At 69.4% G+C, this 23670-nt stretch carries 20 protein-coding genes; 12 read left to right on the top strand and 8 right to left on the bottom strand.

From position 1 onward, the window contains the following. Window positions 1-9 precede the first annotated feature (9 nt). The 4 genes from GDIA_RS01535 to GDIA_RS01520 form a co-directional block, all read right to left on the bottom strand. The gene (locus GDIA_RS01535; protein ID WP_173363411.1) at window positions 10-2922 is read right to left on the bottom strand and encodes a [protein-PII] uridylyltransferase; all 2913 of its coding nucleotides are present in this window, start codon (window positions 2920-2922) and stop codon (window positions 10-12) included. A gap of 85 nt (window positions 2923-3007) precedes the next feature. After that, window positions 3008-5629 (bottom strand): DNA mismatch repair protein MutS, encoded by a 2622-nt coding sequence (mutS, locus tag GDIA_RS01530; RefSeq protein ID WP_012553054.1) that lies wholly within the window; start codon window positions 5627-5629, stop codon window positions 3008-3010. A gap of 63 nt (window positions 5630-5692) precedes the next feature. Then, window positions 5693-7261 (bottom strand): murein biosynthesis integral membrane protein MurJ, encoded by a 1569-nt coding sequence (murJ, locus tag GDIA_RS01525; protein ID WP_012553053.1) that lies wholly within the window; start codon window positions 7259-7261, stop codon window positions 5693-5695. 95 nt (window positions 7262-7356) lie between these two features. Next, window positions 7357-7842 (bottom strand): glutathione peroxidase, encoded by a 486-nt coding sequence (locus GDIA_RS01520; RefSeq protein WP_012225806.1) that lies wholly within the window; start codon window positions 7840-7842, stop codon window positions 7357-7359. Between the two features lie 146 nt (window positions 7843-7988). Here GDIA_RS01520 and GDIA_RS01515 point away from each other — a divergent pair, with 146 nt between their 5' ends. Beyond that, on the top strand, window positions 7989-9230 hold the full coding sequence (locus GDIA_RS01515) for a NupC/NupG family nucleoside CNT transporter (protein ID WP_012225801.1): 1242 nt from the start codon (window positions 7989-7991) through the stop codon (window positions 9228-9230). 41 nt (window positions 9231-9271) lie between these two features. Next, complete coding sequence (locus GDIA_RS01510) at window positions 9272-9721, top strand: hypothetical protein (protein WP_012553052.1); 450 nt, start codon at window positions 9272-9274, stop codon at window positions 9719-9721. A gap of 42 nt (window positions 9722-9763) precedes the next feature. Here GDIA_RS01510 and GDIA_RS01505 read toward each other — a convergent pair whose 3' ends face one another. The 3 genes from GDIA_RS01505 to tsaD are packed head-to-tail and all read right to left on the bottom strand — an operon-like array spanning window position 9764 to window position 12654. Then, a complete protein-coding gene (locus GDIA_RS01505) occupies window positions 9764-10726 on the bottom strand; it encodes an NAD(P)H-dependent glycerol-3-phosphate dehydrogenase (RefSeq protein WP_012225797.1) in 963 nt (320 codons plus the stop codon). Window positions 10727-10759: 33 nt separating this feature from the next. Next, window positions 10760-11587, bottom strand: coding sequence for a 23S rRNA (adenine(2030)-N(6))-methyltransferase RlmJ (locus tag GDIA_RS01500; protein ID WP_012225795.1), 828 nt, complete (start codon window positions 11585-11587; stop codon window positions 10760-10762). Further along, window positions 11584-12654 carry a tRNA (adenosine(37)-N6)-threonylcarbamoyltransferase complex transferase subunit TsaD gene (gene tsaD / locus GDIA_RS01495; RefSeq protein ID WP_043459132.1) on the bottom strand — a complete coding sequence of 357 codons (1071 nt, stop codon included), beginning with the start codon at window positions 12652-12654 and terminating at the stop codon, window positions 11584-11586. The genes GDIA_RS01500 and tsaD overlap by 4 nt, the downstream gene beginning before the upstream one ends. A 149-nt stretch (window positions 12655-12803) precedes the next feature. On the opposite strand from tsaD, the gene hemC reads away from it, so the two are divergent. Both hemC and GDIA_RS01485 read left to right on the top strand, forming a co-directional pair. After that, a complete protein-coding gene (hemC, locus tag GDIA_RS01490; protein ID WP_012225791.1) occupies window positions 12804-13907 on the top strand; it encodes a hydroxymethylbilane synthase in 1104 nt (367 codons plus the stop codon). Then, window positions 13897-14634, top strand: a complete 738-nt coding sequence (locus GDIA_RS01485; RefSeq protein ID WP_012553050.1) for a uroporphyrinogen-III synthase — start codon at window positions 13897-13899, stop codon at window positions 14632-14634. Before hemC ends, GDIA_RS01485 begins: the two co-directional genes overlap by 11 nt. A 77-nt stretch (window positions 14635-14711) precedes the next feature. On the opposite strand, the gene secB is transcribed toward GDIA_RS01485, so the two are convergent. Then, complete coding sequence (secB, locus tag GDIA_RS01480) at window positions 14712-15227, bottom strand: protein-export chaperone SecB (RefSeq protein ID WP_012225773.1); 516 nt, start codon at window positions 15225-15227, stop codon at window positions 14712-14714. 261 nt (window positions 15228-15488) lie between these two features. Between secB and GDIA_RS01475 the strand changes: the two genes are divergently transcribed. The 8 genes from GDIA_RS01475 (at window position 15489) to GDIA_RS01440 (ending at window position 23667) form a co-directional block, all read left to right on the top strand. Next, the gene (locus GDIA_RS01475) at window positions 15489-16169 is read left to right on the top strand and encodes a Tim44/TimA family putative adaptor protein (RefSeq protein WP_012553049.1); all 681 of its coding nucleotides are present in this window, start codon (window positions 15489-15491) and stop codon (window positions 16167-16169) included. Between the two features lie 61 nt (window positions 16170-16230). Further along, window positions 16231-17448, top strand: a complete 1218-nt coding sequence (gene mltA, locus GDIA_RS01470; RefSeq protein ID WP_012225770.1) for a murein transglycosylase A — start codon at window positions 16231-16233, stop codon at window positions 17446-17448. Continuing rightward, a complete protein-coding gene (locus GDIA_RS01465) occupies window positions 17445-18260 on the top strand; it encodes a DNA-methyltransferase (RefSeq protein ID WP_012225768.1) in 816 nt (271 codons plus the stop codon). The genes mltA and GDIA_RS01465 overlap by 4 nt, the downstream gene beginning before the upstream one ends. A gap of 114 nt (window positions 18261-18374) precedes the next feature. Continuing rightward, window positions 18375-19796, top strand: coding sequence for a cytochrome-c peroxidase (locus tag GDIA_RS01460; protein ID WP_012553048.1), 1422 nt, complete (start codon window positions 18375-18377; stop codon window positions 19794-19796). 81 nt (window positions 19797-19877) lie between these two features. Beyond that, window positions 19878-20468 carry a Smr/MutS family protein gene (locus GDIA_RS01455; protein WP_012553047.1) on the top strand — a complete coding sequence of 197 codons (591 nt, stop codon included), beginning with the start codon at window positions 19878-19880 and terminating at the stop codon, window positions 20466-20468. A gap of 153 nt (window positions 20469-20621) precedes the next feature. Beyond that, window positions 20622-21773 (top strand): ABC transporter substrate-binding protein, encoded by a 1152-nt coding sequence (locus GDIA_RS01450; protein ID WP_012225763.1) that lies wholly within the window; start codon window positions 20622-20624, stop codon window positions 21771-21773. Next, complete coding sequence (locus GDIA_RS01445) at window positions 21770-22885, top strand: FecCD family ABC transporter permease (protein WP_012225762.1); 1116 nt, start codon at window positions 21770-21772, stop codon at window positions 22883-22885. The genes GDIA_RS01450 and GDIA_RS01445 overlap by 4 nt, the downstream gene beginning before the upstream one ends. Continuing rightward, window positions 22882-23667 (top strand): ABC transporter ATP-binding protein, encoded by a 786-nt coding sequence (locus GDIA_RS01440; RefSeq protein WP_012225761.1) that lies wholly within the window; start codon window positions 22882-22884, stop codon window positions 23665-23667. Before GDIA_RS01445 ends, GDIA_RS01440 begins: the two co-directional genes overlap by 4 nt. Window positions 23668-23670: the final 3 nt, after the last annotated feature.

Genomic DNA, 23670 nt, shown 5'->3' with positions numbered 1-23670 from the left:
CGCTTTCCCCTACGCGATCAGCGATTCCGCCGGCGGCCCGATTTCGCTGGTCATGGCTTCCTCGGCCTGGCGCAGGCCGTGCAGCAGGGCTTCGCGGATTTCGCCCAGGCGTCGCTCGTCAGTGATCTTCAGGCCGAACAGGTCCTTGACGTAGAACACGTCCACCGCGCGTACGCCGTAGGTCGTGATATGGGCCGAGGCGATCTGCAATTTGTGGTCGCTGATCGCCTGGGTCACGTCATGCAGCAGGCCGGGGCGGTCGCGGCCGTTGATTTCGATGACCGTGTAGGTGTTCGATGCCCGGTTGTCGATCACCACGCGGGGTGGCACGTGGATCGCGCGCATGCGCCGCCCATAGCGCATGCGGCCGGCGCTGACGATTTCCTTGGGAATGTCCACCCGGCCGGACAGCGCCTGTTCGACCAGCGCCGACAGGCGGGCCAACTGGTGCGGTTCCTCGAACGCCTCGCCGCCCGCGTCCTGAATCCAGAACGTGTCCAGCGCCATGCCGTTGATCAGCGTGTGGATGCGGGCATCGACGATCGACGCCCCCGCGATCGCCAGCGCGCCGGCCATGCGCGAGAACAGGCCGGGATGGTCGGCGGTGTAGATCGTGACCTCGGTCACGCCACGGGCGGGCAGGGGCTGGGTTTCGACCGTCAGCGGGGCCTTGTGCCGTTCGGCCTCGCGAATCAGCTCGGCATGGCGGGCGTGGGTGTCCTGGTCGAAGGACAGCCAGTAGCTGCCATAGCCCAGGCCCAGGAAATGATCGATGTCCGCGCGCTTGAACCCGTCATCTTCCAGGATCTCGGCCGCCGCGTCCTTGGCGCGGGCCACGCGCACGTCGCGTTCGGTGGTGGCCAGGCCGCCCTCCAGCACCTCGGCCACGCGCATGTACAGCTCGTGCAGCAGGGTGGCCTTCCAGGCATTCCACACGCGCGGGCTGACGGCGCGCATGTCCACGATGGTCAGCAGCAGCAGCAGCCGCAGGCGCTCGGGCGACTGGATGGTGTCGGCCAAGTCCAGGATGGTCTTCGGGTCGTCGATGTCGCGCTGGAAGGCCGTGTGGCTCAGCAGCAGGTGATGCAGCACCAGCCAGGATACGGTTTCGGTCTCCTCGCCGGTCAGGCCCATTTCCGGGCAGACATCCAGCGCGATTTCCGACCCCAGTTCGGAATGGTCGCCGCCGCGTCCCTTGGCGATGTCGTGCAGCAGGATGGCCATGTAGAGGGCCCGCCGCGATTGCAGGTTGCGCGCCAGGTCGTACGCCTGCGGAATTTCGTCGGCCATGGCGCCATGTTCGATCCGGCCGAAGATGCGGATGGCCTCGATCGTGTGCTCGTCGACCGTGAACACGTGATAGGTGTCGAACTGCATCTGGCCGACGATGCGCGACCAGTCGGGCATCAGCCGCCCCATGATCCCGGTTTCGTTCAGGATATGCAGCCAGTAGGCGTTGCCTTGGCGGCGGTCCTGCGCGGTGGCGTGGAAGCTGGGGACCTCTTCGCCGGCCGCGTTCTCGGCCTCGGCGCTATGGGGCGGGCGGCCGATGCGCTCCGGCGGGGTGCCGCACAGCAGTTCCAGGAAGATGCGCGCGGCCTCGGGGTCGCCGCGCAGGCTGGCGGCCCGCCGTTCCCAGCGGATCAGCTGGTGCATGGCCAGCGGGTGGATGGGCAGCTTGCGGGTGCGCGCCCATTCGAGCAGCCGCATCATCTGGATCGGCTCGGCATCGAACGAGGTGCCGCGTTCCGGCAGGATCTGGCCGTCCAGGACGGTGAAGCCCGCGTCGCGCATCGCGCTGTCGGCTTGCGGCGCGTTGGCCGCCGGGCCCAGCGCCTGGCGCATCACGGCGGGTTCCAGCACGTGGGTCAGGCGCATGACCTCGCGCACCGTCAGGAAATAATGGCGCATGAAGCGCTCGACGCCCACCTGGCGCCCATGGCGGGTGTAGCCCATGCGCGCGCCGACCACGGGCTGCACGTCGAAGGTCAGGCGCTCCTCCGCCCGGCCCGAGATGTAATGCAGGTGCAGCCGGACGCTCCACAGGAAGTCCCAGGACCGGCGGGCGCGCTTGGCCTCCTGCTCGGTCAGCAGGCCCAGGCGGCTGAAGCCCGGTGCCAGCAGGTCGGATACATGGCGCGTGCCGAACGTGTAGCGGCACATCCAGTACAGGGTCTGCAGGTCCCGCAGGCCGCCGCGCCCTTCCTTCACGTTCGGTTCGACCAGATAGGGACTGTCGCCGAAGCGGTTATGGCGCGCCGTGCGTTCCTTGTGCTTGTCCGAGATGAAGCGCGCGGCCCCGGCCTCGACGCAGGCGACGATGTACCGGGCCTCGAACATGGCGAACAGCGACGCGTCGCCGGCCAGCAGCCGGGCGTCCAGCAATGTGGTGCGGACGGTGGTGTCGGCCTCGGCCTCGGCAATGCATTGCGCGATGGAGCGCGTGGCGTGCCCGACCTTCAGCCCCAGGTCCCACAGGAAATACAGGATGTATTCCACCACGCGGCTGACGTCGGCCGAGGGTTCGTCGGTCGTCAGGAACAGCAGGTCGATATCGCTGAACGGCGCCAGCATGCCGCGCCCGTATCCCCCCGTCGCGGTGACCGCCAGGCTGCGTGCCCCAGGCCCGATCGAGCCGGCCAGCGCGTGGTCCAGTGTGAAATCGACCAGGGTGCGGATCATGCCGTCGGTGTGCAGTGCCAGTTGCTTGGCGGCCGACGTGCCATGCAGGCGATGGGCCTCGAATTCCTCGCGCACCGATGCCTGGAACCGGGCGAGATGGCGGCGGAACAGCGCGATGGCCTGCTCGCGCGGTACGGCCGCGCCGTCCTCGGGGGAAAGGAGCGATGCCGCGAGGCTGGTGGTCAGGTCCCTGACGGCCGAGGGGGTGGAAGCCTGGGAGGGGGAAGACGGGGTCGACATCGCGGGGGGATCGATTTCCTGCATGGGCGTGGGGCCGGACGGAGGTCGGCCTTCCATTCTATCCGTTCTATCCGTGGTCCAGATGTCAGGATTCTTCAAGCATCAGTTTCTTGATCGCGTAGACCATGTCCAGCGCCGTGCGCGGCGTCAGCTCGTCGGGGTCGAGCTGTTCCAGCATCCGCCGCACCGGTTCGGGCACGCCCGGATCGGGTTCTTCGGCAGGCGGGGTGCTATCCGCCGGGGCGAACAGCGGCAGGGGCCTGGCGCCCACCGCGCGTTCCTTCTCCAGTCCCGCCAGCAGCCGCGCGGCGCGGCGGACAACCGGTTCCGGCACGCCGGCCAGCCGGGCCACGTGCACGCCCCAGCTTCGGCGCGCCGATCCGGGTATGACCTCGTGCTGGAAGATCACCTGGCCCTTCCATTCCCGCACGCTCATCGTGTGGGGCGACAGGCGCGGCAGGCTTTCCGCCAGTTCGGCCAGTTCGTGGAAATGCGTTGCGAAAATGGAACGGCAGCGCAATGTCGAATGCATGGCTTCCAGCACCGACCAGGCGATGGCCAGCCCGTCCAGCGTCGCGGTGCCGCGCCCGATTTCATCGACCACCACCAGGGACCGGGGGCCGGCCTGGTTCAGGATGGCGGCGGTCTCGGTCATTTCCACCATGAAGGTCGACCGCCCGCGCGCCAGGTCGTCCGATGCCCCCACGCGGGAAAACAGCCGGTCGACGACGCCGATCCGCGCGGCCTTGGCCGGGACGGGCAGCCCGGCCTGCGCCAGGATGACCGCCAGCGCGGTCTGGCGCAGGAAGGTCGATTTGCCCGCCATGTTCGGCCCGGTCAGCAGCATGACGCGCTGGGCGGGTTCCAGCACGCAATCGTTCGGGGTGAAGCGCTCGCTGCGCGGCAGCGCCGCCTCGACCACCGGGTGGCGGCAGGCCGTCAGCGTGAAGGCGTCGTCGTCCGTGACCTCGGGCCGGCACCACATGCCGCCGGCGGCCAGGTCGGCGCAGGATTGCAGCACGTCCAGGACCGCCAGCGCCCCCGCGATGACCGGCGGGGCGGGTTCGTCCAGGATCTCGCGCACCAGGGCGGCGAAGATCCGCCGCTCGCGCGTTGCGGCACGCTCCGCGGCCTCGGCGATGCGGCGGTCCAGGCTGACCAGTTCCTCGGTCGAGAACCGGGCCGCGCTGGCCGTGCCCTGGCGCAGGATCAGGTCGGTGCGCTCGCGCAGGCGGGGGGCGGTCGCCGCCGGGACCTCGATGACGTAGCCCAGTTGCGCGTGATGGCGGATCTTCAGGCTGGCCAGCCCGAATTTCTGGGCATAATCGTTCTGCAACCCGGCAATGACCCGGCGGCTGTCGTCGCGCAGGGCCCGTTCGGCGTCCAGTTCGGCATCGAAGCCGGCGGCGATCACGCCGCCGTCTTCCACCCGGGCCGGCAGGTCTTCGGCCAGGGCCTGCTTCAGCCGGGCTTCCAGGTCCGTTGCCTCGCCCAGGTGGCGCATGGCGTCGGCCAGCAGCGCGGGCGGTGCGGTGCGGCCGTCCGTCAGGGCCTGGGCGATGCGCCGGGCGATGGCCAGCCCGTCGCGGATCGCCGCCGCGTCGCGCGGCAGGCCACGGCCCAGCGACAGGCGGGCCAGCGCGCGGGCGATGTCCGGCGTACCGCGCAATCCCTGCCGCAGGGCCGCGCGCACGCCGCCTTCCTCGATCAGCCACGACCAGCCGTCCTGGCGGGCGGCGATCGCGGCGTCCCGGGTCAGGGGGGCGGCGATCCATTCCGCCAGCAATCGGCTGCCGGGCGCGGTGACGGTGCGGCCGACGCTGGCCAGCAACGTATGCTCGGTGCCGCCGTCGCGCGTGCGCAGCAGGTCAAGGCTGGCGCGCGTGGCGGGGTCCAGGCCCAGCACTCCGCCATTTTCATGCGCCTGGGGCCTCGACAGGCGCGGCATCTGGCCGGCCTGGCTGCGCCGGACGTAATCCAGGGCCATGGCGCCGGCGACCGCTTCCTCGTCGGAAAAGGTCCCGAACGCGTCCAGGCTGGCGACATGGAAGGTCTCGGCCACGCGCCGCCGGGCGGCTTCCGGGCCGGGGGGAATGGTTGCCGGCGCGCGCCGGGCCGCGAAGTCACCCAGGTCGATCTCGGCCGCCGCCAGGATTTCCGCCGGGTCCAGCCGGCCCAGCAGGTCCATCAGCCCCTCGGCGGGAACCGAGGCCGTCTCGAATGTGCCGGTGGAAATATCGATCCACGCCACGCCCCAGCCGCGCGTTCCGCGTCCGCCGCGCGAGGCGACGGCCAGCAGCAGGTTCTGCCGTCCGGCCTCCAGCAATTCGTCCTCGGTCAGGGTGCCGGGGGTGACAAGCCGCACCACGGCGCGGGCCAGCGGGCCCTTGGGGCCGCCCTTGCCGGGCTTGCGCGGCGGTTCGGTCTGTTCGGCCACCGCCACGCGGAACCCGCGACGGATCAGCCGCGCCAGGTAGGACGATGCCGCCCCGACCGGGACGCCGCACATCGGAATCGGGATATCGCCATGCGTGCCGCGCGCGGTCAGGGCGATATCCAGCGCGCCGGCCGCCGCCTCGGCGTCGGAGAAGAACATCTCGTAGAAATCACCCATGCGGAAGAACAGCAGGGCCTCGGGATGTTCGGCCTTGAGGGAAAACCATTGCGCCATGGCCGGAGTGGCGCCGTCCGGTGAAGGGAGCGTCATGCCGGCCTGTGTACAGGCCCGGACCGCGATGTGCCACCCGGGAAATGACGTGCCGTCATGCCGTTATGCCGGCCGTCCCCGCCGGCGGGCGAGGCGGGCGCGCAGCATCGCCGCGGCCACGCGCAGTTCCATCACGCCCAGGACCTGCAACCCGGCGCCATAGGCCAGCATGCCGGCCATGACCAGCACGCCCAGCGCCATGATCCGCAGCGGGCCGTGCTGGACGGCCAGCGGCCCCAGGGCCGTCAGGTCCAGCATCATCAGCACCGCCGCCATGCCCAGCGCGGCAAGCGCCATCCGGCCGACCCGCGACAGGGTGGTGGTGGAGATGCGCAATATGCCCCGGCGGCGCAGCAGGAAGCCGAGCGTGGCGACATTGACGATCGCAGCCAGGCTGCTGGCCAGCGGCGGGCCGGCATGGTGCAGCGGGTGCATCAGCAGCAGGTTCAGGACGAAATTCAGGGTCAGGGTGAACAGGCCCACCCGGACCGGTGTGGCCGTGTCGCCCCTGGCGAAGAAGCCCGGGGCCAGGACCTTGATCAGCACGAAGGCCGGCAGGCCGATGGCGAAGGCACGCAGCGACTGCGCCGAGAGCATGGCGTCGCGCGGGGTGAACGCGCCGTGCTGGAACAGCGTGGCGATGATCGGCTGGGCCAGCACCATCATGCCCAGCGCCGCCGGCAGGGTCAGGATCATGGCATAGTCGATCGCCCGGTTCTGCGCGCCGTGTGCGCCGTCATGGTCCTCGGCGGCGACGTGGCGGCTCAGTACCGGCAGCAGGGTGGTGCCGGCCGCGGCCCCCAGGACGCCCAGCGGCAACTGGTTGATGCGGTCGGCGAAATAGATGAATGACACGCTGCCGGGCGGCAGGTACGAGGCGATGATGGTATCCACCAGCAGGTTGATCTGGCTGACGCCGCTGCCCAGGCAACCGATCGCCATGCGCCGGATCAGGGTATGGATGCGCGCCGTCAGGCGCGGCGGCAGCAGCATCAGGCGGAAGCCGGCGCGGCGGACCGCCAGCAGCAGCAGGCCAAGCTGGGCGACGCCCGACGCGGTGACGCCCCAGGCGGCGGCGCGCGCGACATCGCCGGTCAGCGGCGTCAGCAGGAAGATCGAGGCGATGCCGACGACGTTGAAGGATACATAGGCCGCCGCCGCGACGCCGAACCGGTGCAGGCCGTTCAGCACGCCCGACACCAGTGCCGCGGCGCAGATCAGCACCAGATAGGGAAAGGTGATGCGGCTGAGCGTGACCGCCATATGGTAGCGGTCGCCATCCAGCGGGAAGCCGGCGGCGATCACGCGTACGACCTGCGGCATGAAGACCTCGCCCAGCACGGCGATCATCGTCAGCCATGTCAGAAGGACGCTGAACGTCTCGCTGGCGAAGCGGCGGGCCCGGTCGGGGCCTTCGGTCGCGAGCATGCCGGAAAAGAGCGGAACGAACGCCGTGTTCAGCGCGCCCTCGCCGAAAAGCTGGCGGAACATGTTGGGCAGGCGGAAGGCGACCTGATAGGCGTCCTGGACCGGTCCCGCGCCCAGGAAGGCGGCCAGCAGCTGGTCGCGCACCAGGCCCAGCACGCGGCTGAGCATCGTCCAGCCACCGACGGTGAGAAAACCTCTGAGCAAGCGCGACCTCCTGGAGCGGAACCGGCGCATACTGCCCGAGGCAGGGCCGGCCGGACACCATGATTCACATGGATGGCGGAATCAGGGGCGGCGGATCAGGTGTCCAGGATCGCGCGCTCGATAGCCACGCGCATGCGGTGTGATTCGGGCGATGTCAGGCTGACGAACCAGTTTGCCAGGCGGCCGTCGCGGCCGATCAGGTATTTGTAGAAGTTCCAGCGCGGGCGGGCCATGAGGCCGCCCTGTTGCGCGATCCAGCGGAACAGCGGCAGCGTGTCGGCGCCCCGGACATGGCTGCGCGCGGCCATGGGGAAGGTGACGCTGTAATTGCGGGCGCAGAAGGTCGCGATCTCGGTCGAGGTGCCGGGCTCCTGGTTGCCGAAATCGTTGGACGGCACGCCGATGATCGTCAGCCCGTTGCCGCGATAGAACGACCACAGCGCCTGCAGCCCTTCGAATTGCGGCGTGAAGCCGCATTTCGACGCGGTGTTCACGATCAGGATCGGCTTGCCGCGCAGCGCGCCAAGGTCGATCGTACCGCCATCCAGCGACGGAAGGGTAAAGTCGTACGCGGTCGTCATGGAACCGATTCTGTCTCTTGCATCCTGTCCGAACGCGCAAGACTAGAGCAGTTTCCCATGCGACACGAGTACCGGCGGGCCGCGGGCGCTGGACAGCGCCCCGCGCAGCGCACAATCTCGTTTCGTCCTGGTATTGGTGAGGCGACGTGCCTGTCCTGCATGGAATCCTTGGTCTTGCCGGCCTGATCGGACTGGCCGTGGCGTTTTCGACCGACCGGCGGGCCATTCGCCCCCGCATTGTCCTGGCCGCCGGCCTGATGCAGGTGGCGCTGGGCGGCATGGTGCTGTTCGTCCCGCCGGGGCGCCACGCGCTGCATGCGCTGTCCGGCGCGGTCGATACCGTGCTGGGATACGGCGCGCAGGGCAGTCTGTTCCTGTTCGGCGCGCTGGTCGATCCGCGCATGAACACGCTGTTTCCCCATACCGGATTCATCTTCGCGTTCCGCGTCCTGCCGCAGATCGTCTATGTCTCGGCCCTGATCGCGATCCTGTATCATTACCGGGTCATGCAGCGCCTGGCGGCGCTTCTGGGCGGGGCGGTCCGCCGGGCGCTGGGGACATCGACGATCGAATCCTTCTCCGCCGTCACCACCATCTTCCTGGGGCAGAGCGAGATGCCCGTGGCTCTGCGCCCCTACGTCCCGCTGCTGACGCGGGCGGAACTGTTCGCGGTGATGTCCAGCGGTACCGCCTCGGTCGCCGGGTCGGTTCTGGCGGGCTATGCCGGCCTGGGCGTGCCGATGGACTATCTGCTGGCGGCGTCGGTCATGGCCATTCCCGGCGGCCTGCTGTTCGCCAAGATCCTGATGCCCGCGCGCGAGGCCACGCGCATCACCCGGCTGGACCTGGAATTCGGGCACGAACACCCCGCCACCGTCTTCGAGGCCGTGGCCATCGGGGCCGCCAGCGGCGTGGGCGTCGCGGTCGCGGTCGGCAGCATGCTGATCGCCTTCATCGGCCTGATCGCGCTGGCCAATGGCATGATCCACGGGCTGGGCGGCTGGCTGGGCATCGCGGACCTGTCGCTGGAACGGCTGTTCGGCGTCGTGTTCGCCCCTCTGGCATGGCTGATCGGCGTGCCGTGGCATGAATGCGGCGTGGTCGGCGCGATCATGGGCCAGAAGCTGGTGTTCAACGAATTCGTGGCCTACGTCGCCCTGGCACCGCATTTCCACGACGCGGCGCTCGATCCCAGGGCGCTGGCCATCGCGTCGTTCGCGCTGTGCGGGTTCGCCAACCTGTCGTCGATCGGCATCCTGATCGCGGGTTTCGGCAGCGTGGCCCCGGAGCGCAGGGCGGACGTCGCGAAGATGGGCCTGCGCGCGGTCATGGCAGGATCGCTGTCGAATTTCGCCAGTGCGACCATTGCGGGTATGTTCGTCGGGTGATGGTCCGGGGACCGTCTGTCATCCATCAGTGGAGGAATGCCATGACATTCACCCGCACGGCTCTTCTTGCCACCCTTATGATGTCCGGGCTGATGTCCGGCCTTCATGATGCCGAGGCGTGGGACAGGAACAATTCCTCAGGCACGTCCCAGGGCAGGGCGCGGAACACGATGCACTCGGGCGGGTGTACGGGAACCGCCTGCGGCAACGGCGGAACGACCACCGGTTCGAACGGATATGGCTATAATCCGTACCAGCAGGGCGGCGGCGTGTACGTCACGCCGGGCGATATCTGGCCGTACGGTGTCCCGAACGGCCAGCAGCAATCCTCCGGTCCGGTCTCGACCACCTGCGTGGACAACCAGTGCAACCGCCTGGCGACCGGACGCGGACAACGGGGCGGCGCGCGCGACCCCGACGCGGGCGGGACATCGGCGACCTGCATGGATGGTGTCTGCAACGGCACGCCCGGGTCCGGGACCGGAAACTGAATGTCGCCAGTGGCGTGATTGTCGCGGTCGGTGCCGGGCCGCTCACTCCGTCCCGACGGGCCGGCTCAGTAGCCGGTCGCGGGCTTCGGCCAGGTCGATGTCCTCGGCCAGCAGCAGCGATACCGTTTCGATCACCGGCACGCTGATGTCGTGTTTGCGGGCCAGGGCCAGGATGGCGGGGGCGGTGGTGACGCCTTCGGCGACCGTGGTGCGCTGGCCCAGGATCGCGGACAGGGCTTCGCCCCTTCCCAGCGCCAGGCCCAGGCTGAAATTGCGCGAGGACGGGCCCGTGCAGGTCAGGATCAGGTCGCCCACGCCCGCCAGGCCCGACAGCGTTTCCGCGCGGCCACCCAGACCCCGCGACAGCCGGCCCAGTTCCGCCAGGCCGCGCGTCATCAGCGATGCCCTTGCGTTTTCGCCCAGGCCCGCGCCGATCGTGGCCCCGGCGGCGATGGCGATCACGTTCTTCGCGGCGCCGCCGATCTGCACCCCGATGGCGTCGTCGCTGGCATACAGGCGGAATTCCGGGGTCGTCAGATGGTCGGCCAGATCCCGGGCCTCGACCGGGTCCTCGCAGGCCAGCACCGCTGCCGTCGGCAGGCCCTGCGCCACCTCATGCGCGAAATTGGGGCCGGACAGCACGGCGCGCGGAAGGTTCGGATGACGGGAGGCGATCACCTCCAGCGGCAGGGCCAGGCTGTCGCGCTCCACCCCCTTGCAGCAGGCGATCATCGGTCCGGCCGGCGGCACGTGGCCCAGCACGGCGCGCAGATGCTGCATCGGCACCGCCAGCAGCACCGCGTCGGCACGGGCCGGCATGTCGCCGGTCACGGTGATCGATTCCGGCAGGGTCACATGCGGCAGGCGGGGAAGGGTGCGGGTGTCGGACAGGCTGTCCGGTTTCCGGGCCCACAGATGCACCTGCGCGCCCGCGCGGGCCGCCTGGACCGCCAGGGCGATCCCCCAGGCGCCGGCCCCGATGACGGCGATGCGTGGTGCGTTCATGATCCTGTCCCCCGTTATCCTCCCGCCCCGCGCCTATTCCTCGACGATGCGCGTGACGGCTGCCTCTCCTGTCCCATCCGGGGACAGATGGGCAAGGGCGCGCAGCGCCGGCAGGGCCTGGTCCAGAAAGCCAAAGGGCGGATTGACCACCACCAGGCCGCTGCCGTTCAGGCGTGACGGGTCCAGCGGCGGGCGCAGGGTCAGTTCCAGCGCCACGATGTCGCGCATACCCGATTCGCGCAGCGAATCGAGGAATGCGCGCACCGGCGCGCGATGCTTGATCGGGTACCAGGCGGCGATGATCCCGGTCGCGAATCGGCGATGCGCCGTGACGATTCCGCCTGCCAGGCGGTGGAATTCATCGGGCTGTTCGAAAGGAGGGTCGATCAGCACCAGCCCGCGCTTCGCGTCGCGCGGCGGCAGCAGGGCGCGCAGGGCGGCATAGCCGTCGCGGGCGTGCACCGCGATCTGCGGCTGGCCGGCGAACACCGCGCGCAGCAGGCGGCTGTCCTCGGGGTGCAGTTCGCAGCAGATCAGCCGGTCCTGCGGGCGGAGCATCATCGCGGCGATCAGCGGCGAACCGGGATAGATGTCCGGCGCACCGGCCCGGCGCACCAGGTCCAGGTACAGCGACGGCACGCCGTCCGGTGCCGTCTCCAGCAGGCGGCCGATCCCGTTGCGCCATTCCCCCGTGCGTCCAGCCTGCTCGCCGGTCAGGTCGTAGCGGCCGATCCCCGCATGCGTGTCCAGCACCGCGAACGGCGCGGGCTTGCGGGCCAATGCCTGTAGCAGCAGCACCAGCAGCGCATGTTTCATGCAATCGGCGAAATTGCCGGCATGAAAGGCGTGGCGATAATTCATGGGGCGGGGTGCGCGAACCGTTCGGCCATCTGCTCCAGCGGCCAGCGCGGACGGGGCAGCAGGTCAAGGTCGTCGGTGGGCGGCAGCCCCAGCCGCCGGCGTTCGCGCAGGGTTTCGATGGCGGCCCAGCCGACCATGACCGCATTGTCGGTACACAGCCGCAGGGGAGGCGCCGCGAAGGGCAGGGCGCGGGAGGTCGCAAGGGTGGTCAGGCGCGTGCGCAGGGCCGTATTCGCGGCCACGCCGCCGGCCGCGACCAGCAGCGTGGCCTGCGGCATCATGTCCAGCGCATGGGCCACCCGGTCGGCGACGATGTCGGCCACCGCGTCCTGGAAACTGGCGGCAATGCCGGCGGCGGCGGTCCGGGGCAGGGCGCCGGCCGCGAATGGCGCCAGCTTCTGCGCCACGGCGGTCTTCAGCCCGGAAAACGAGAAGTCGCAGCCCGGACGGCCCCGCAGCGGGCGGGGCAGCGGCCAGGGGGCCGGATCGCCCTCGCGCGCCAGGGCCTCGACCGCCGGGCCGCCGGGCCAGCCCAGGCCCAGCATCTTCGCGACCTTGTCGAACGCTTCGCCGGCGGCATCGTCGATGGTGCCGCCCAGCTTGCGATACCGGCCCACGCCCTCGACCGCGATGCACTGGCAATGGCCGCCCGAGACCAGCAGCAGCAGATAGGGAAACGATGCCCCGCCGGGGACAAGGCCGGGCAGCCGGGCGGTCAGGGCATGGGCCTCGATATGGTTCACGGCGACGAAAGGCCGGCCGAGCGCCACGGCCAGCCCCTTGGCCATGCCGGCGCCGACGATCAGCCCGCCGATCAGCCCGGGGCCGGTGCTGGCGGCGATCGCGCCCAGCGCCTCGGCAGGCAGGGCGGCCACGTCCAGCGTGTGGCGTACCAGGGCCGGCAGGGCGGCCAGATGGGCCCGGGCCGCGATTTCCGGCACCACGCCGCCGAAGGGAACATGTCCGGCCTGCGACAGAACGGTCTCGGCCAGGATCGTGCCGTCGGGTGCCAGGATGGCGCAGGCCGTGTCGTCGCAGGACGATTCGATTGCGAGGATGGGCGCCATATCGGGCGCCGGAACAGGGGCTTGCGCCGCTGTCTCGGCGGAATCGGGCGGCGTGGCAGGGGACACGGACATGATCATTGCATAAAATACAGTTCCGCCGGGCGCTATGTCATCTTTCCTTCGTGTCGTCGCGGTAATAGAGACATCGCATGGTTTCCGCTCCTCCGTCCGTTCCTGGCCCGTCAGCCGCCCCGTCCTCCGCATTGCAGAAAATCGCGGCGCAGGCCGCCGCGCGCCAGAAGCAGGCGGCCACGCGGGCCGCATTGCCGCACCGTCGCGAACTGCCGCTGCGCGTGGGCACGCGGGCCTCGCCGCTGGCACTGGTGCAGACCCGGGCGTTCCTGACGATGCTGACGCGGTTCTGCCCGGTCCTGCGCGACATGGGGGCGTTCCAGGAACACCAGATCAACACCACCGGCGACCAGGTGCAGAATCGCCGTCTGGCCGAAATCGGCGGCAAGGGACTGTTCGCCAAGGAAATTCACGATGCCCTGTCCGACGGGCGGATCGATTTCGCGGTCCATAGCCTGAAGGACCTGGAAACCACGCTGCCGCCCGGCCTGGTGCTGGCCTGCACCCTGCGGCGCGAGGACGCGCGCGATGCCCTGATCCTGGGTCCGGGCGCCGGCGGGCGGCACGACGCCGCCGATGCGGCCGATCCGTATGCCGCGCTGCCGCGCAATGCGCTGGTCGGCTGCGCGTCGGTGCGGCGCCAGGCGCAGATGCTGCATGTGCGCCCGGACCTGCGCTTCGGCCTGCTGCGCGGCAATGTGCAGACGCGGCTGGACAAGCTGGCGGCGCGGCAGTGCGATGCGACCCTGCTGGCCCTGGCCGGCCTGCGCCGGCTGGGAATGGAAGACCGCGCGGATATCGTCCTGGATCCGGAAATCATGGTCCCCGCCGCCGGCCAGGGCATCGTCGGCGTCACCGTTCGCGAAAGCGACGTGGAACTGCGCGAGCTTCTGGCCGCCATCGAGGATTACGAGGCCCGCGCCGTCGCCACCGCCGAGCGCGCGCTGCTGGCGGAACTGGACGGATCGTGCCGCACCCCGATCGGCGGCTATGCCCGCCTGGTCCCGGGACTGGCGGGCGCCGAGGCCAGCCTGCGCCTGACCGGCCTGGTCGCGCGCGAGGACGGGTCCTTCCTGCTGCGCCGGACCGTGACCGGCCTGCGCGCCGACGCCGAGGAAATGGGCCGCGAACTGGGCCGCAGCCTTCGGATGGACAGCCCATCGGACGTCTTTGCCGCCTGACGCACCGCCCCGCACCGGCGTTCTGGTCACACGGCCGGAACCCGGGCTGGCCGACACCATGGCGGCGGTCGAACGGCTGGGCTGGCAGGCCCATGCCATGCCCGCGCTGCGGATCGAACCGATCATGGATGCCGTGTTGCCGCTGGCCCGCACCCAGGCCGTCCTGCTGACCAGCGGGCAGGCCATCGCGGCGCTGGCGGGCCGCGTACGGCCCGACATGCCGATTCTGGCGGTCGGCGCGGTCACGGCCCGACGGATGCGCGATGCGGGATTCACCGACGTCACGGTGGCGGCGGGAACGGCGGCCGACCTGGCGGACCTCGCCCGCGACCGGCTGGACCCGGGGGCGGGGTCCCTGCTGGTGCCGACGGCGCCCACCTATGGACAGGATCTGGCCGTGGCGCTGCGGCGGGCCGGGTTCCGCGTCAGCCGGCGCTGCGTCTATCGGGTGCGGCCCGCGGGGGCGCCCGACGCGGCGGTTCGCACGGCCCTGGCCGGGGGCGTCATCGACGCGGCCCTGTTCTATTCGGCCGAGACGGCACGCCAGTTCCTGCGTCACCTGCCGGCGGGCGGGCACGCCGCCCTGCGGAACATCCGGGCGATCGCGATTTCAAAGTCAACCGAGGCGGCGCTGTCCACGGCGACCTGGCGTGCGATCCAGGTCGCGGCACGACCCGACCAGGCGGCGATCCTGGACCGGCTGGGGCGGCGACCGGCCGGGGAATGAAAGCCGCAAAATGAAAAAGGCCCGCGCGAGGCGGGCCTTCGATGGGGGGCCTCAGGCGGCCCGCCCGGATATCCCGATCAGGCGTTGCCGGCCGTCTGGGGGAAGCTGCGCTTGGCCTGCCACAGCGCCACGAAGTCGATCGGCTGCAGCACCACGGGCGGGAACCCGCCGTCACGCGTCACTTCGCTGATGATGTTGCGCACGTACGGGAAGATCAGGCGCGGCACTTCGACCAGCAGGATCGGCTCGACCAGTTCGTCCGGTGCGTTGGTCAGGGTCACGACGGCGCCATAGGCCAGTTCGGCGATGAACACCGGGCGGCCGGGGGCGGCGCCTTCCTTTTCCGGCGCTTCCAGGGCTTCGGTCTTGATCGCCAGAACGACTTCGAACACCGGATGCTCGGCCTGCAGGCGATTGGCCTGCACGTCGATGTTCACCGCGATCTGGGGATTCGCGCGCAGGGTCGCGAAGATTTCAGCGCCGGCGGGAACTTCGAACGACAGATCCTTGATATACTGAACATTGATGGTCAGCGGCATCGCCGGCGGAACGTTCTGGGCGTCATCGGCGGGGGGCTGGGTCGTGTCGGACATGAACGAAGCTTTCCTTAGCAGGCAGAAGGCGGATACCGAGCCTCGCCGGTAGCACGCCCCGCGCCGTTCGCCAACCTCGGCGGACGGCGGCGGGGGAGTGTGGGCGGAATTTCATGAATCCCGCCCCGGACGACGCAATGCGGCCGCCGCATGACGTCGTCCCGCATTGTGTCGTCCGGGGGGCTTGCCTATGTTCAGGATACGTTAAGGGGATGATGGTGGGGACCGGGCCGGCCGGGTCGCCACTGATTAGGCTTGGTGATGGATTTCTCGTTCAGTCATTTTCCGTTCGACCTGGTGCTGTTCGGTCTGGTCGCCGCCTTTCTGGCGTTGCGGCTGCGCAGCATCCTGGGCACGCGCGTGGGCGTCGAACCCGCGCCACCGCCCAGCGCGGTCCCGCGCCCCGGCCCGGTGATCGAGGGCCGGGCGGAACCGCCGGCCACCCTGACCGACTATGACGTGCCCGCGCCCGAAACCCGGGTCGGCCAGGTCCTGGCCGCGATCGCCCAGCAGGAACGCGACTTCGTCCCGGCGCAGTTCCTCAAGGGGGTCGAGGCCGCGTTCCGCCAGATCGTCCTGGCCTTCGCCGCGGGTGATGTCGCGATGCTGCGCGAGCGCCTGACCGCCAACGCCTTCAGCGCGTTCGAGGCCGCGATCCGCTCGCGCGAGCAATCGGGCGAAATCCAGAAGGCCGAGGTTCGCGCCATCGCCAGCCTGGCCATCGTGGATGCCGCGATCGAGGAACGGGACGGCGCCACCCATGCCCGCATCGACGTGCGCATCGTCTCGGACCAGATCAGCCTGACCTCGGACAAGGACGGGCACCCGGTCGCGGGCACCGACGCCGTGACCGAGTTTTCGGACCTGTGGACGTTCGAACGCCCGCTGGGCGTTGCGATCAGCGGCGCGGCATGGCGCCTGGCGGCCAGCCGCAGCGCCTGATCCCTCTGATCCGTCCGCCATCTTTCCTTTCACCCCGTCCGAAACCTGTCTGGCCTTATCCTTGTCTCATTCCTTCGTGACCAAGATCCTGCGGGGCGCCTCCGCCGGCGCCATTCTCCTGCTATCCGCCTGTGCCGCGACCGATCTGGAGGGGACGGGGCAGCCGCTCGCGTTTTCCGACATCAAGGGCTGGGGAAGCGATGAGGCGGTCCGCGCCCTGCCGGTCTTCCTGGGGGAATGCCGCTATCTGGGCCGCCTGCCGGCCGATGCCGGCCTGGGCGCCGATAGCGGGCGCGGCACGCATGTCGGCGACTGGCTGCCGGCGTGCCGCGCTGCTGCCGCGCTGCCGACCGGGGACGCCCCGGCGGCCCGGCAGTTCTTCGAGACATGGTTCCAGCCGGTGCTGACCGCCGGTCAGGCCCTGTTCACCGGCTATTACGAACCGGAAATCCGCGGTTCGCTGTCGCGTGGCGGCGTGTACCAGACCCCGGTCTATGGCGTGCCAGACGACCTGGTCCGCACCCGCGCCACCGATGGGCGCATGGTCACGGGCCGCTGGCAGGGCAGCCAGTTCATGCCGTACTGGACGCGGGCGCAGATCGATGCCGGCGCGCTGGCAGGCCGCAACCTGGAACTGCTCTGGGTCGCGGACCCTGCCGACCTGTTCTTCCTCCAGATCCAGGGATCGGGTCGTGTCCGCCTGCCCAGCGGACAGGTGGTACGCCTGGGCTTCGGCGCCAAGAACGGCCAGGAATACGTACCGCTGGGCCGCGTCCTGGTGCGGCAGGGCGAAATGGATGCGGACGCCGTCAGCATGCAGTCGATCCGCGCCTGGCTGACCGCCCATCCCGACCAGGCCCGCACGGTGATGGAGGACAATCCGAATTACGTGTTCTTCACCGTGCTGGACCATGTCTATGCCGACCAGGGGGCACCCGGGGCGCTGGGTGTGCCGCTGACGCCGGGCCGGTCGGTGGCGGTCGACAGGCGGTCGATCCCGCTGGCCTCGCCCGTCTGGGTGGAAACGACGCTGCCCGGCCCCGCGGGGTCAAGCTGGCAGCGGCTGGTTTTCGCCCAGGATACCGGGACGGATATCCAGGGGCCGGCGCGGGCCGACCTGTTCATGGGCTGGGGCCCCGACGCCGAACAGACCGCCGGCGCGATGCAGCAGCGGGGCCGGACGATTACGTTCGTGCCGCGCCCCGTCGTGGTCATGGAGCCCGCTTCGATGGGCGCCGCCCCCACGGCGAAGATCGTCGGGATCGCGGGCGAACCATGACCGCCGCCCGCGCCCCGCGAACGCTGCGCTACGCCATCGGGCCGCATCAGCTGGTGCGCGGCGACTGCCTGCGGGTGCTGCGGCGGATGGACGCGGATTCGGTCGATGTCGTGGTCACCTCGCCGCCGTACAATATCGGGCTGGGCTACCGGACCTATAGCGACCGCATGTCCGAAACCCAGTACCTGGACTGGATGATGGCGGTCGCGCGCGAACTGCACCGGGTCATGCGGCCGGACGGGTCGTTCTTCCTGAACATCGCTGGGTCGTCGGCGCAGCCCTGGATTCCGTTCGAGCTGGCCGTGCGCCTGCGCGAGATATTTCATCTGCAGAACCATATCAGCTGGATCAAGTCGGTCTCGGTGAACGAGGACACGTTCGGCCATTTCAAGCCGGTGAACAGCGCGCGCTACCTGCATCGCAACCACGAACACCTGTTCCACCTGACACGCTCGGGCACCGTGGAACTGAACCGGCTGGATATCGGCGTGCCCTACAAGGACAAGTCGAACATCGCCCGCCGCGGGCACGAACAGGACCGGCGTTGCCGGGGCGATACCTGGTTCATTCCCTATGAAACGGTGCAGGGCAAGGCGCAGAAATTCAACCATCCGGGCACGTTCCCGGTTCAGTTGCCCCGCATGTGCATCCGACTGCACGGCCGGCCCGGCGCGGTGGTGCTGGACCCGTTCATGGGAACCGGCACCACCCTGGTCGCGGCGCAGGAGGAAGGGGCCCGTGCCATCGGCATCGACCTCGATACGGCCTATGTCACCGTGGCCCGCGACAGATTGACGCAGGCGATGAAATAGAGGCCTGGCCGACAGTATTATCGATTGCGTCGATCGTTCTGATAGAAAAGATTATTTTGACAGTGAAAACCTGGATGGGCCAGACCATTCTTCTGACGACAACGGAGAATGAATGTGTCGGTGCGCAAGCTCGTACTATCAGTGGCGGCCCTGGGCTGCGTCGCCTATGGCGGAACAGTGGGGTATCTGACCCATTTCGACCATGACACCGCGCCGACATTGGGCACGAATTCTCCAACACTGGCCGATCCGGTCGCCTCGGCGGCCTTCGCCGCGATTCGCGAATCCCGGTGCGACTACTGCCATGCCCGCAATACCGACCTGCCGTTCTATTTCCATGTGCCGGTGGCGAACCAGTTGATGCAGCGCGACGTGGACCAGGGCCTGCGTCATTTCCGGATCGAGCCCGTGCTGGCCGCGTTCCAGAGCGGCGCCGTTCCGTCCGAGGAACAACTGGCGCGGATCGAGGAAGTGGTGCGCCAGAACCGCATGCCGCCGACCCTGTACCTGCTGCTGCACTGGCACGCCCATCTGTCGCAGGCGCAGCGTGACGCGCTGCTGACCTGGATCGCGGCGGAACGGCGCGCGCATTACGCGACCCCGGGGGTCGCCCCACGCTTCGCGGCCGAACCGGTGCAGCCGGTGCCCGAGACGCTGCCGGTGGATGCGGCCAAGGTCGCGCTGGGCCAGCGCCTGTTCTTCGACAAGCAATTGTCGGGGGACGGCACCCTCAATTGCGCCAGTTGCCATGCGCTGGACCATGGCGGCGTGGACGGCCGGGTCACGGCGCTGGGCATCGACAACCGCCACGGCCCGATCAACGTGCCCACCGTCTATGACGCCGCGTTCAATCAGAGCCAGTTCTGGAACGGCCGCGCCGCGACCCTGGCCGACCAGGCGGCGGGACCGGTGATGAACCCGCTGGAAATGGGATCGCACGACTGGACCGGCGTGGCCGACAAGCTGAAGCAGGACCCCACCTACCTCACCGCGTTCCAGGGCGTCTTCGGCTCGGACGAGATCACCAGGGACCGGATCACGGATGCGATCGCGGAATATGAAAAGACCCTGATCACCCCCGACAGCCGCTTCGACCGCTACCTGAAGGGCGACGACCAGGCCCTGAACGCGCAGGAAAAGAACGGCTACGCGCTGTTCAAGAGCGTGGGATGCTCGGGCTGCCACACCGGCGTCTCGCTGGGCGGGCAGGCGTTCGAGGCGATGGGCCTGGAGGGCGATTACTTCGCCGCGCGCGGCGGCACGCTGACCGATGCCGACAAGGGACGCTATATGGTGACCCATTCGGACGCCGACATGGAACGCTTCAAGGTGCCGAACCTGCGCAACATCGCCCTGACCGCGCCGTATTTCCATGACGGCAGCGTCAAGACGCTGGACCAGGCAGTGCGGGAAATGGCGCGCTACCAGACGCCCGATCACGACCTGTCGGACCACGACGTGGCCGATATCGTGGCCTTCCTCCAGACCCTGACCGGCACCTACCAGGGCCACCAACTGGCTGAAACCACGCACTGAAGGGGGAACGGATCGCGATCGGGTCTTCGGCCCGGGCGCGATCTGCTCTAAGACAGGCCCATTCCGGATGGAGGGGTGGGCGTGCGCCGACGGCGGACTCTGAGAGAAGACGAACAGGCGCTGTGGACGGCTTTCGTGCGGGATATCAAGCCGCTGGCGCGAAAGGCGGCGGCCGGTAACCCCGCTGGCGCGCCCGAGCCTGCTCCCGTTCCGGACGTCGTTCCTTCTCCGGTCCGGGGCCGCCGTGCCGCGCCCCTTGCCGCCGGATCGCCCCAGCCGGCGCCCCTGCAGCCCCGCGTGCCCGCCTATACCCTGCACCGGTCGCAGGCCAGCGTGGAAATCGGCGAACGCCGGCCGGGGCTGGATGATACCAGTTGGCGCGCCCTGGTCAGCGGCAAGCTGCGCCCGACCCGCACGCTGGACCTGCACGGGCAGAACGTGCAGGCGGCCTTTCAACGCCTTCATGCCTTCCTGGTCCAGGCACGGGCCGACAATCTGCGCTGCGTCGAGGTCATTACCGGGTTGGGGTCCGGCCGGCAGGGCGGTGTCCTGCGGCGCGAACTGCCCTTCTGGCTGGGCCGCCCGGACCTGCGGCCGCTGATCCTGGCCGTCACCCATCCGCACGCCGCCAACCAGGGATCGGTGCGGATTCTCCTGCGCCGGCGGGGCTGACTCCGGCTTCGTACCGGCACGGATCTTGCGGGGGCGCGTGCAGGACGACCTGCAAACATGCGAGCCATGCACGCAAGCCCGCTTCTTTCGCGAATGCTTCTCACTTAGCAGGGAAGGCGATATGAAGGCTGGGCACCTGCCAGGAGAAAGCGCTTGAAGGCAAAATCCCCCCGGAAGCATGGGCATTGTCGGTTATGGCGGACGGTCGCGGGCCTGGCGGCTGCCGTCGCGATGATGGCGGCGGGTGGCACGCGTGCCGCGACGATCACGGACCTGGCGGGGCGCAGCGTGGACATTCCCGCCCATGTCCACCGGATCATCCTGGGGGAGGGCAGGCTGATCTATGCCCTGGCGCCGCTGGAAAAATCCCACCTCTTCGACCGCATCGTCGGCTGGCAGGGCGAATTCCGCGATGCCGACGTCCAGAGCTACGACAAATATGTCGCGACCTTTCCGGCGGCGGCCAAGGTGGCGCTGATCGGCAAGACCACGGCCGACACGATCAGCCCCGAGAAGGTGCTGGACCTGCGCCCCGACCTGGCCATCCTGTCGGTTTCCGGACACGGTCCCGCGGCCTCCAGCGAACTGGTCGCGCAATTGCAGAGCGCGCATGTCCCGGTGGTGTTCGTCGATTTCCGTGCCCACCCGCTGGATGACACCGTCCCGTCCATGCGTATCCTGGGCGCGGTGCTGGATCGCCGGGCGGAGGCCGAGGCCTATATCGCCTTCTACCAGGCGCATCTGGACCGTATTCGCACCCGCGTCGCCACCCTGCCGCAATCCGCCCGGCCGACCGTGTTCCTGGAAATGCTGGCCGGCACCCGGGATTCCTGCTGTCACACGGCCGGCAACGGCAACATGGGCGCCTTCATCGACGCGGCGGGCGGGCGCAATATCGCCGCCCCGCTGCTGCCCGGCTATATCGGTGACATCGCGCTGGAACAGGTCATCGCCGCCAATCCCGACATCTATATCGTGGATGGCACCAAGGGGCCGGCCTATCAGGGCCTGGGCGTGCATATGGGGGCGGAGACCGATCCGGCCTCGGCCCGCGCTTCGGTGCAGGCCGTGCTGCAACGGCCCGGGATTTCCACGTTGAGCGCGGTGAAGGACGGCCATGCCTACGGGCTGTGGCATTCGTTCTACGATTCCCCGTACAATATCCTGGCCGTCGAGGTGATGGCCAAATGGTTCCATCCCGACCTGTTCCGCGACGTCGATCCCGAAGCGACCCGGACCGAGCTTTACGCGCGCTTCCTGCCCGTTCCCAATAGCGGGACCTACTGGGTGTCGGACACGCCATGACCGACACGACCCTGACGCGCCCCCGTGCGGTTCGTTCCGGGCCGGTCGATCCCGCCCTGCTGACGGCCGAGCGCGTGCGGCATGTCCGGGATTCCTATCGTCACCTGCTGCGCCGCCGCAGCCTGATCCTGGCGGTGCTGACGGTACTGATCCTGATGTCGATGCTGCTGGATTTCGCGCTGGGACCGTCCGGCCTGTCGCCCGCGACCCTGCTGCGGGTCCTGCTGCATCCGCACGACGTCCCGGCCGGGCAGAGCGTCATCGTCTGGCAGATCCGCCTGCCGTACGCGCTGATGGCGGTGTGCGTCGGCGCGGCGCTGGGCCTGTCCGGGGCCGAAATGCAGACGATCCTGAACAACCCGCTGGCCAGCCCGTTCACGCTCGGCGTATCGGCTGCGGCGGCGTTCGGGGCGTCGCTGGCGATCGTCCTGCAATGGCAGATCCCGGGCGTGCCCGCTGAATGGGTCGTTTCGGCCGATGCCTTCGCCTTCGCCATCGGTTCCGCCTTCCTGCTGGACCTGGTGTCCTGCCTGCGCGATGCCTCGACCAGCACCGTGGTGCTGTTCGGCATCGCGCTGGTCTTCACCTTTCACGCCCTGGTCTCGCTGGTCCAGTTCGTGGCCAGCGAGGACGCGCTGCAGGACCTGGTGTTCTGGACCATGGGCAGCCTGACCCGCTCGAACTGGAGCAAGGTGGGCATCCTGGCGTCGGTCTGCGCCGTCATCCTGCCCCTGTCCTTTCGCTCGGCCTGGTCGCTGACCGCCCTGCGCATGGGTGAGGAACGGGCGGCCAGCTTCGGCGTGGACGTACGCCGGGTACGCATCGGGTCGCTGCTGCGGATCAGCATCCTGTCGTCGCTGGCGGTGTCCTTCGTCGGCACCATCGGCTTCGTGGGGCTGGTCGCCCCGCATATCGCCCGCGGCCTGCTGGGCGAGGACCATCGCTTCTACCTGCCCGGCAGCGTCTTGGTCGGATGCCTGATCATGTCGCTGTCCTCGGTCGCGGCACGCAACGTGCTGCCGGGCGTCATCGTGCCCGTGGGCATCGTCACCGCCCTGGTGGGCATTCCCTTCTTCCTGGCGATCGTGCTGCGCCGCCGGGTGGCATCATGAGCGGCCTGACCGCTGCCCACGTCACGGTGCGCTATGGCCGCCGGACGGTGCTGGACGACCTTTCGGTCGGGCCGCTGCCGGCCGGCCAGGTCTCGGCCCTGCTGGGTCCGAACGGAAGCGGCAAGTCGACCCTGCTGCGCGCCCTGGCCGGGCTGGAGCGCACCGGGGCCACGGTCCGGTGCGGTGAGGCCGAACTGTCGCGCATGCGTCCCGCGCTGCGGGCCCGGCACTGCGTCTACCTGCCGCAGGCCCTGCCGCCTGCCGTGCATCTCCAGGTCCTGGAATCGGTCATCGCCGCCCGGCGCGCCGCCGCCCCGGCCGGCGACTGGGAAGACGACGAGGTCAGCGAGGCCCTGGACGTCCTGGCCCGGCTGGGCGTGGACGACCTGGCCCTGCGCTATATGGACGAACTGTCGGGCGGCCAGCGGCAACTGGTCGGGCTGGCCCAGGCGCTGGTCCGCCGCCCCGCCGTTCTGCTGCTGGACGAACCGCTCAGCGCACTGGACCTGCACCACCAGTTTTCGGTGATGCAGGTCGTCCGCCGCGAAACCCGCGCGCGCAACATGGTGACGGTGGTGGTCCTGCACGACCTGAACATCGCGCTGCAACAGGCCGATTACGTGGTGATGCTGCGGCAGGGCGTGATCGTGGGGGCCGGGACCCCCCGGCACGTCATCACCACGCAGACGCTGCAGCAGGTCTATGGGGTGCGCGCCCGCGTCGAAAGCTGCTCGCTCGGCCGGCCCCATGTCGTGGTCGATGGGGTCGAAGCCGGCCCCTGACCG

Source organism: Gluconacetobacter diazotrophicus PA1 5 (assembly GCF_000021325.1).
Classification (GTDB): Bacteria; Pseudomonadota; Alphaproteobacteria; order Acetobacterales; family Acetobacteraceae; genus Gluconacetobacter; species Gluconacetobacter diazotrophicus.
The sequence above is the reverse complement of the archived record's forward strand: the minus strand, read 5'-3'. Positions and strand labels throughout refer to the sequence as shown.

What these genes read in the sequence shown, in the direction of transcription:
- secB (WP_012225773.1), bottom strand. Translation starts at nt 15,227, where the DNA reads ATGTCCGACACGACCCAGCCCCCCGCCGATGACGCCCAGAACGTTCCG.
- GDIA_RS01465 (WP_012225768.1), top strand. Translation starts at nt 17,445, where the DNA reads ATGACCGCCGCCCGCGCCCCGCGAACGCTGCGCTACGCCATCGGGCCG.
- GDIA_RS01475 (WP_012553049.1), top strand. Translation starts at nt 15,489, where the DNA reads ATGGATTTCTCGTTCAGTCATTTTCCGTTCGACCTGGTGCTGTTCGGT.
- GDIA_RS01505 (WP_012225797.1), bottom strand. Translation starts at nt 10,726, where the DNA reads ATGAACGCACCACGCATCGCCGTCATCGGGGCCGGCGCCTGGGGGATC.
- mutS (WP_012553054.1), bottom strand. Translation starts at nt 5,629, where the DNA reads ATGACGCTCCCTTCACCGGACGGCGCCACTCCGGCCATGGCGCAATGG.
- GDIA_RS01445 (WP_012225762.1), top strand. Translation starts at nt 21,770, where the DNA reads ATGACCGACACGACCCTGACGCGCCCCCGTGCGGTTCGTTCCGGGCCG.
- GDIA_RS01520 (WP_012225806.1), bottom strand. Translation starts at nt 7,842, where the DNA reads ATGACGACCGCGTACGACTTTACCCTTCCGTCGCTGGATGGCGGTACG.
- GDIA_RS01500 (WP_012225795.1), bottom strand. Translation starts at nt 11,587, where the DNA reads ATGAATTATCGCCACGCCTTTCATGCCGGCAATTTCGCCGATTGCATG.
- GDIA_RS01440 (WP_012225761.1), top strand. Translation starts at nt 22,882, where the DNA reads ATGAGCGGCCTGACCGCTGCCCACGTCACGGTGCGCTATGGCCGCCGG.
- GDIA_RS01510 (WP_012553052.1), top strand. Translation starts at nt 9,272, where the DNA reads ATGACATTCACCCGCACGGCTCTTCTTGCCACCCTTATGATGTCCGGG.
- GDIA_RS01535 (WP_173363411.1), bottom strand. Translation starts at nt 2,922, where the DNA reads ATGTCGACCCCGTCTTCCCCCTCCCAGGCTTCCACCCCCTCGGCCGTC.
- tsaD (WP_043459132.1), bottom strand. Translation starts at nt 12,654, where the DNA reads ATGGCGCCCATCCTCGCAATCGAATCGTCCTGCGACGACACGGCCTGC.
- hemC (WP_012225791.1), top strand. Translation starts at nt 12,804, where the DNA reads ATGGTTTCCGCTCCTCCGTCCGTTCCTGGCCCGTCAGCCGCCCCGTCC.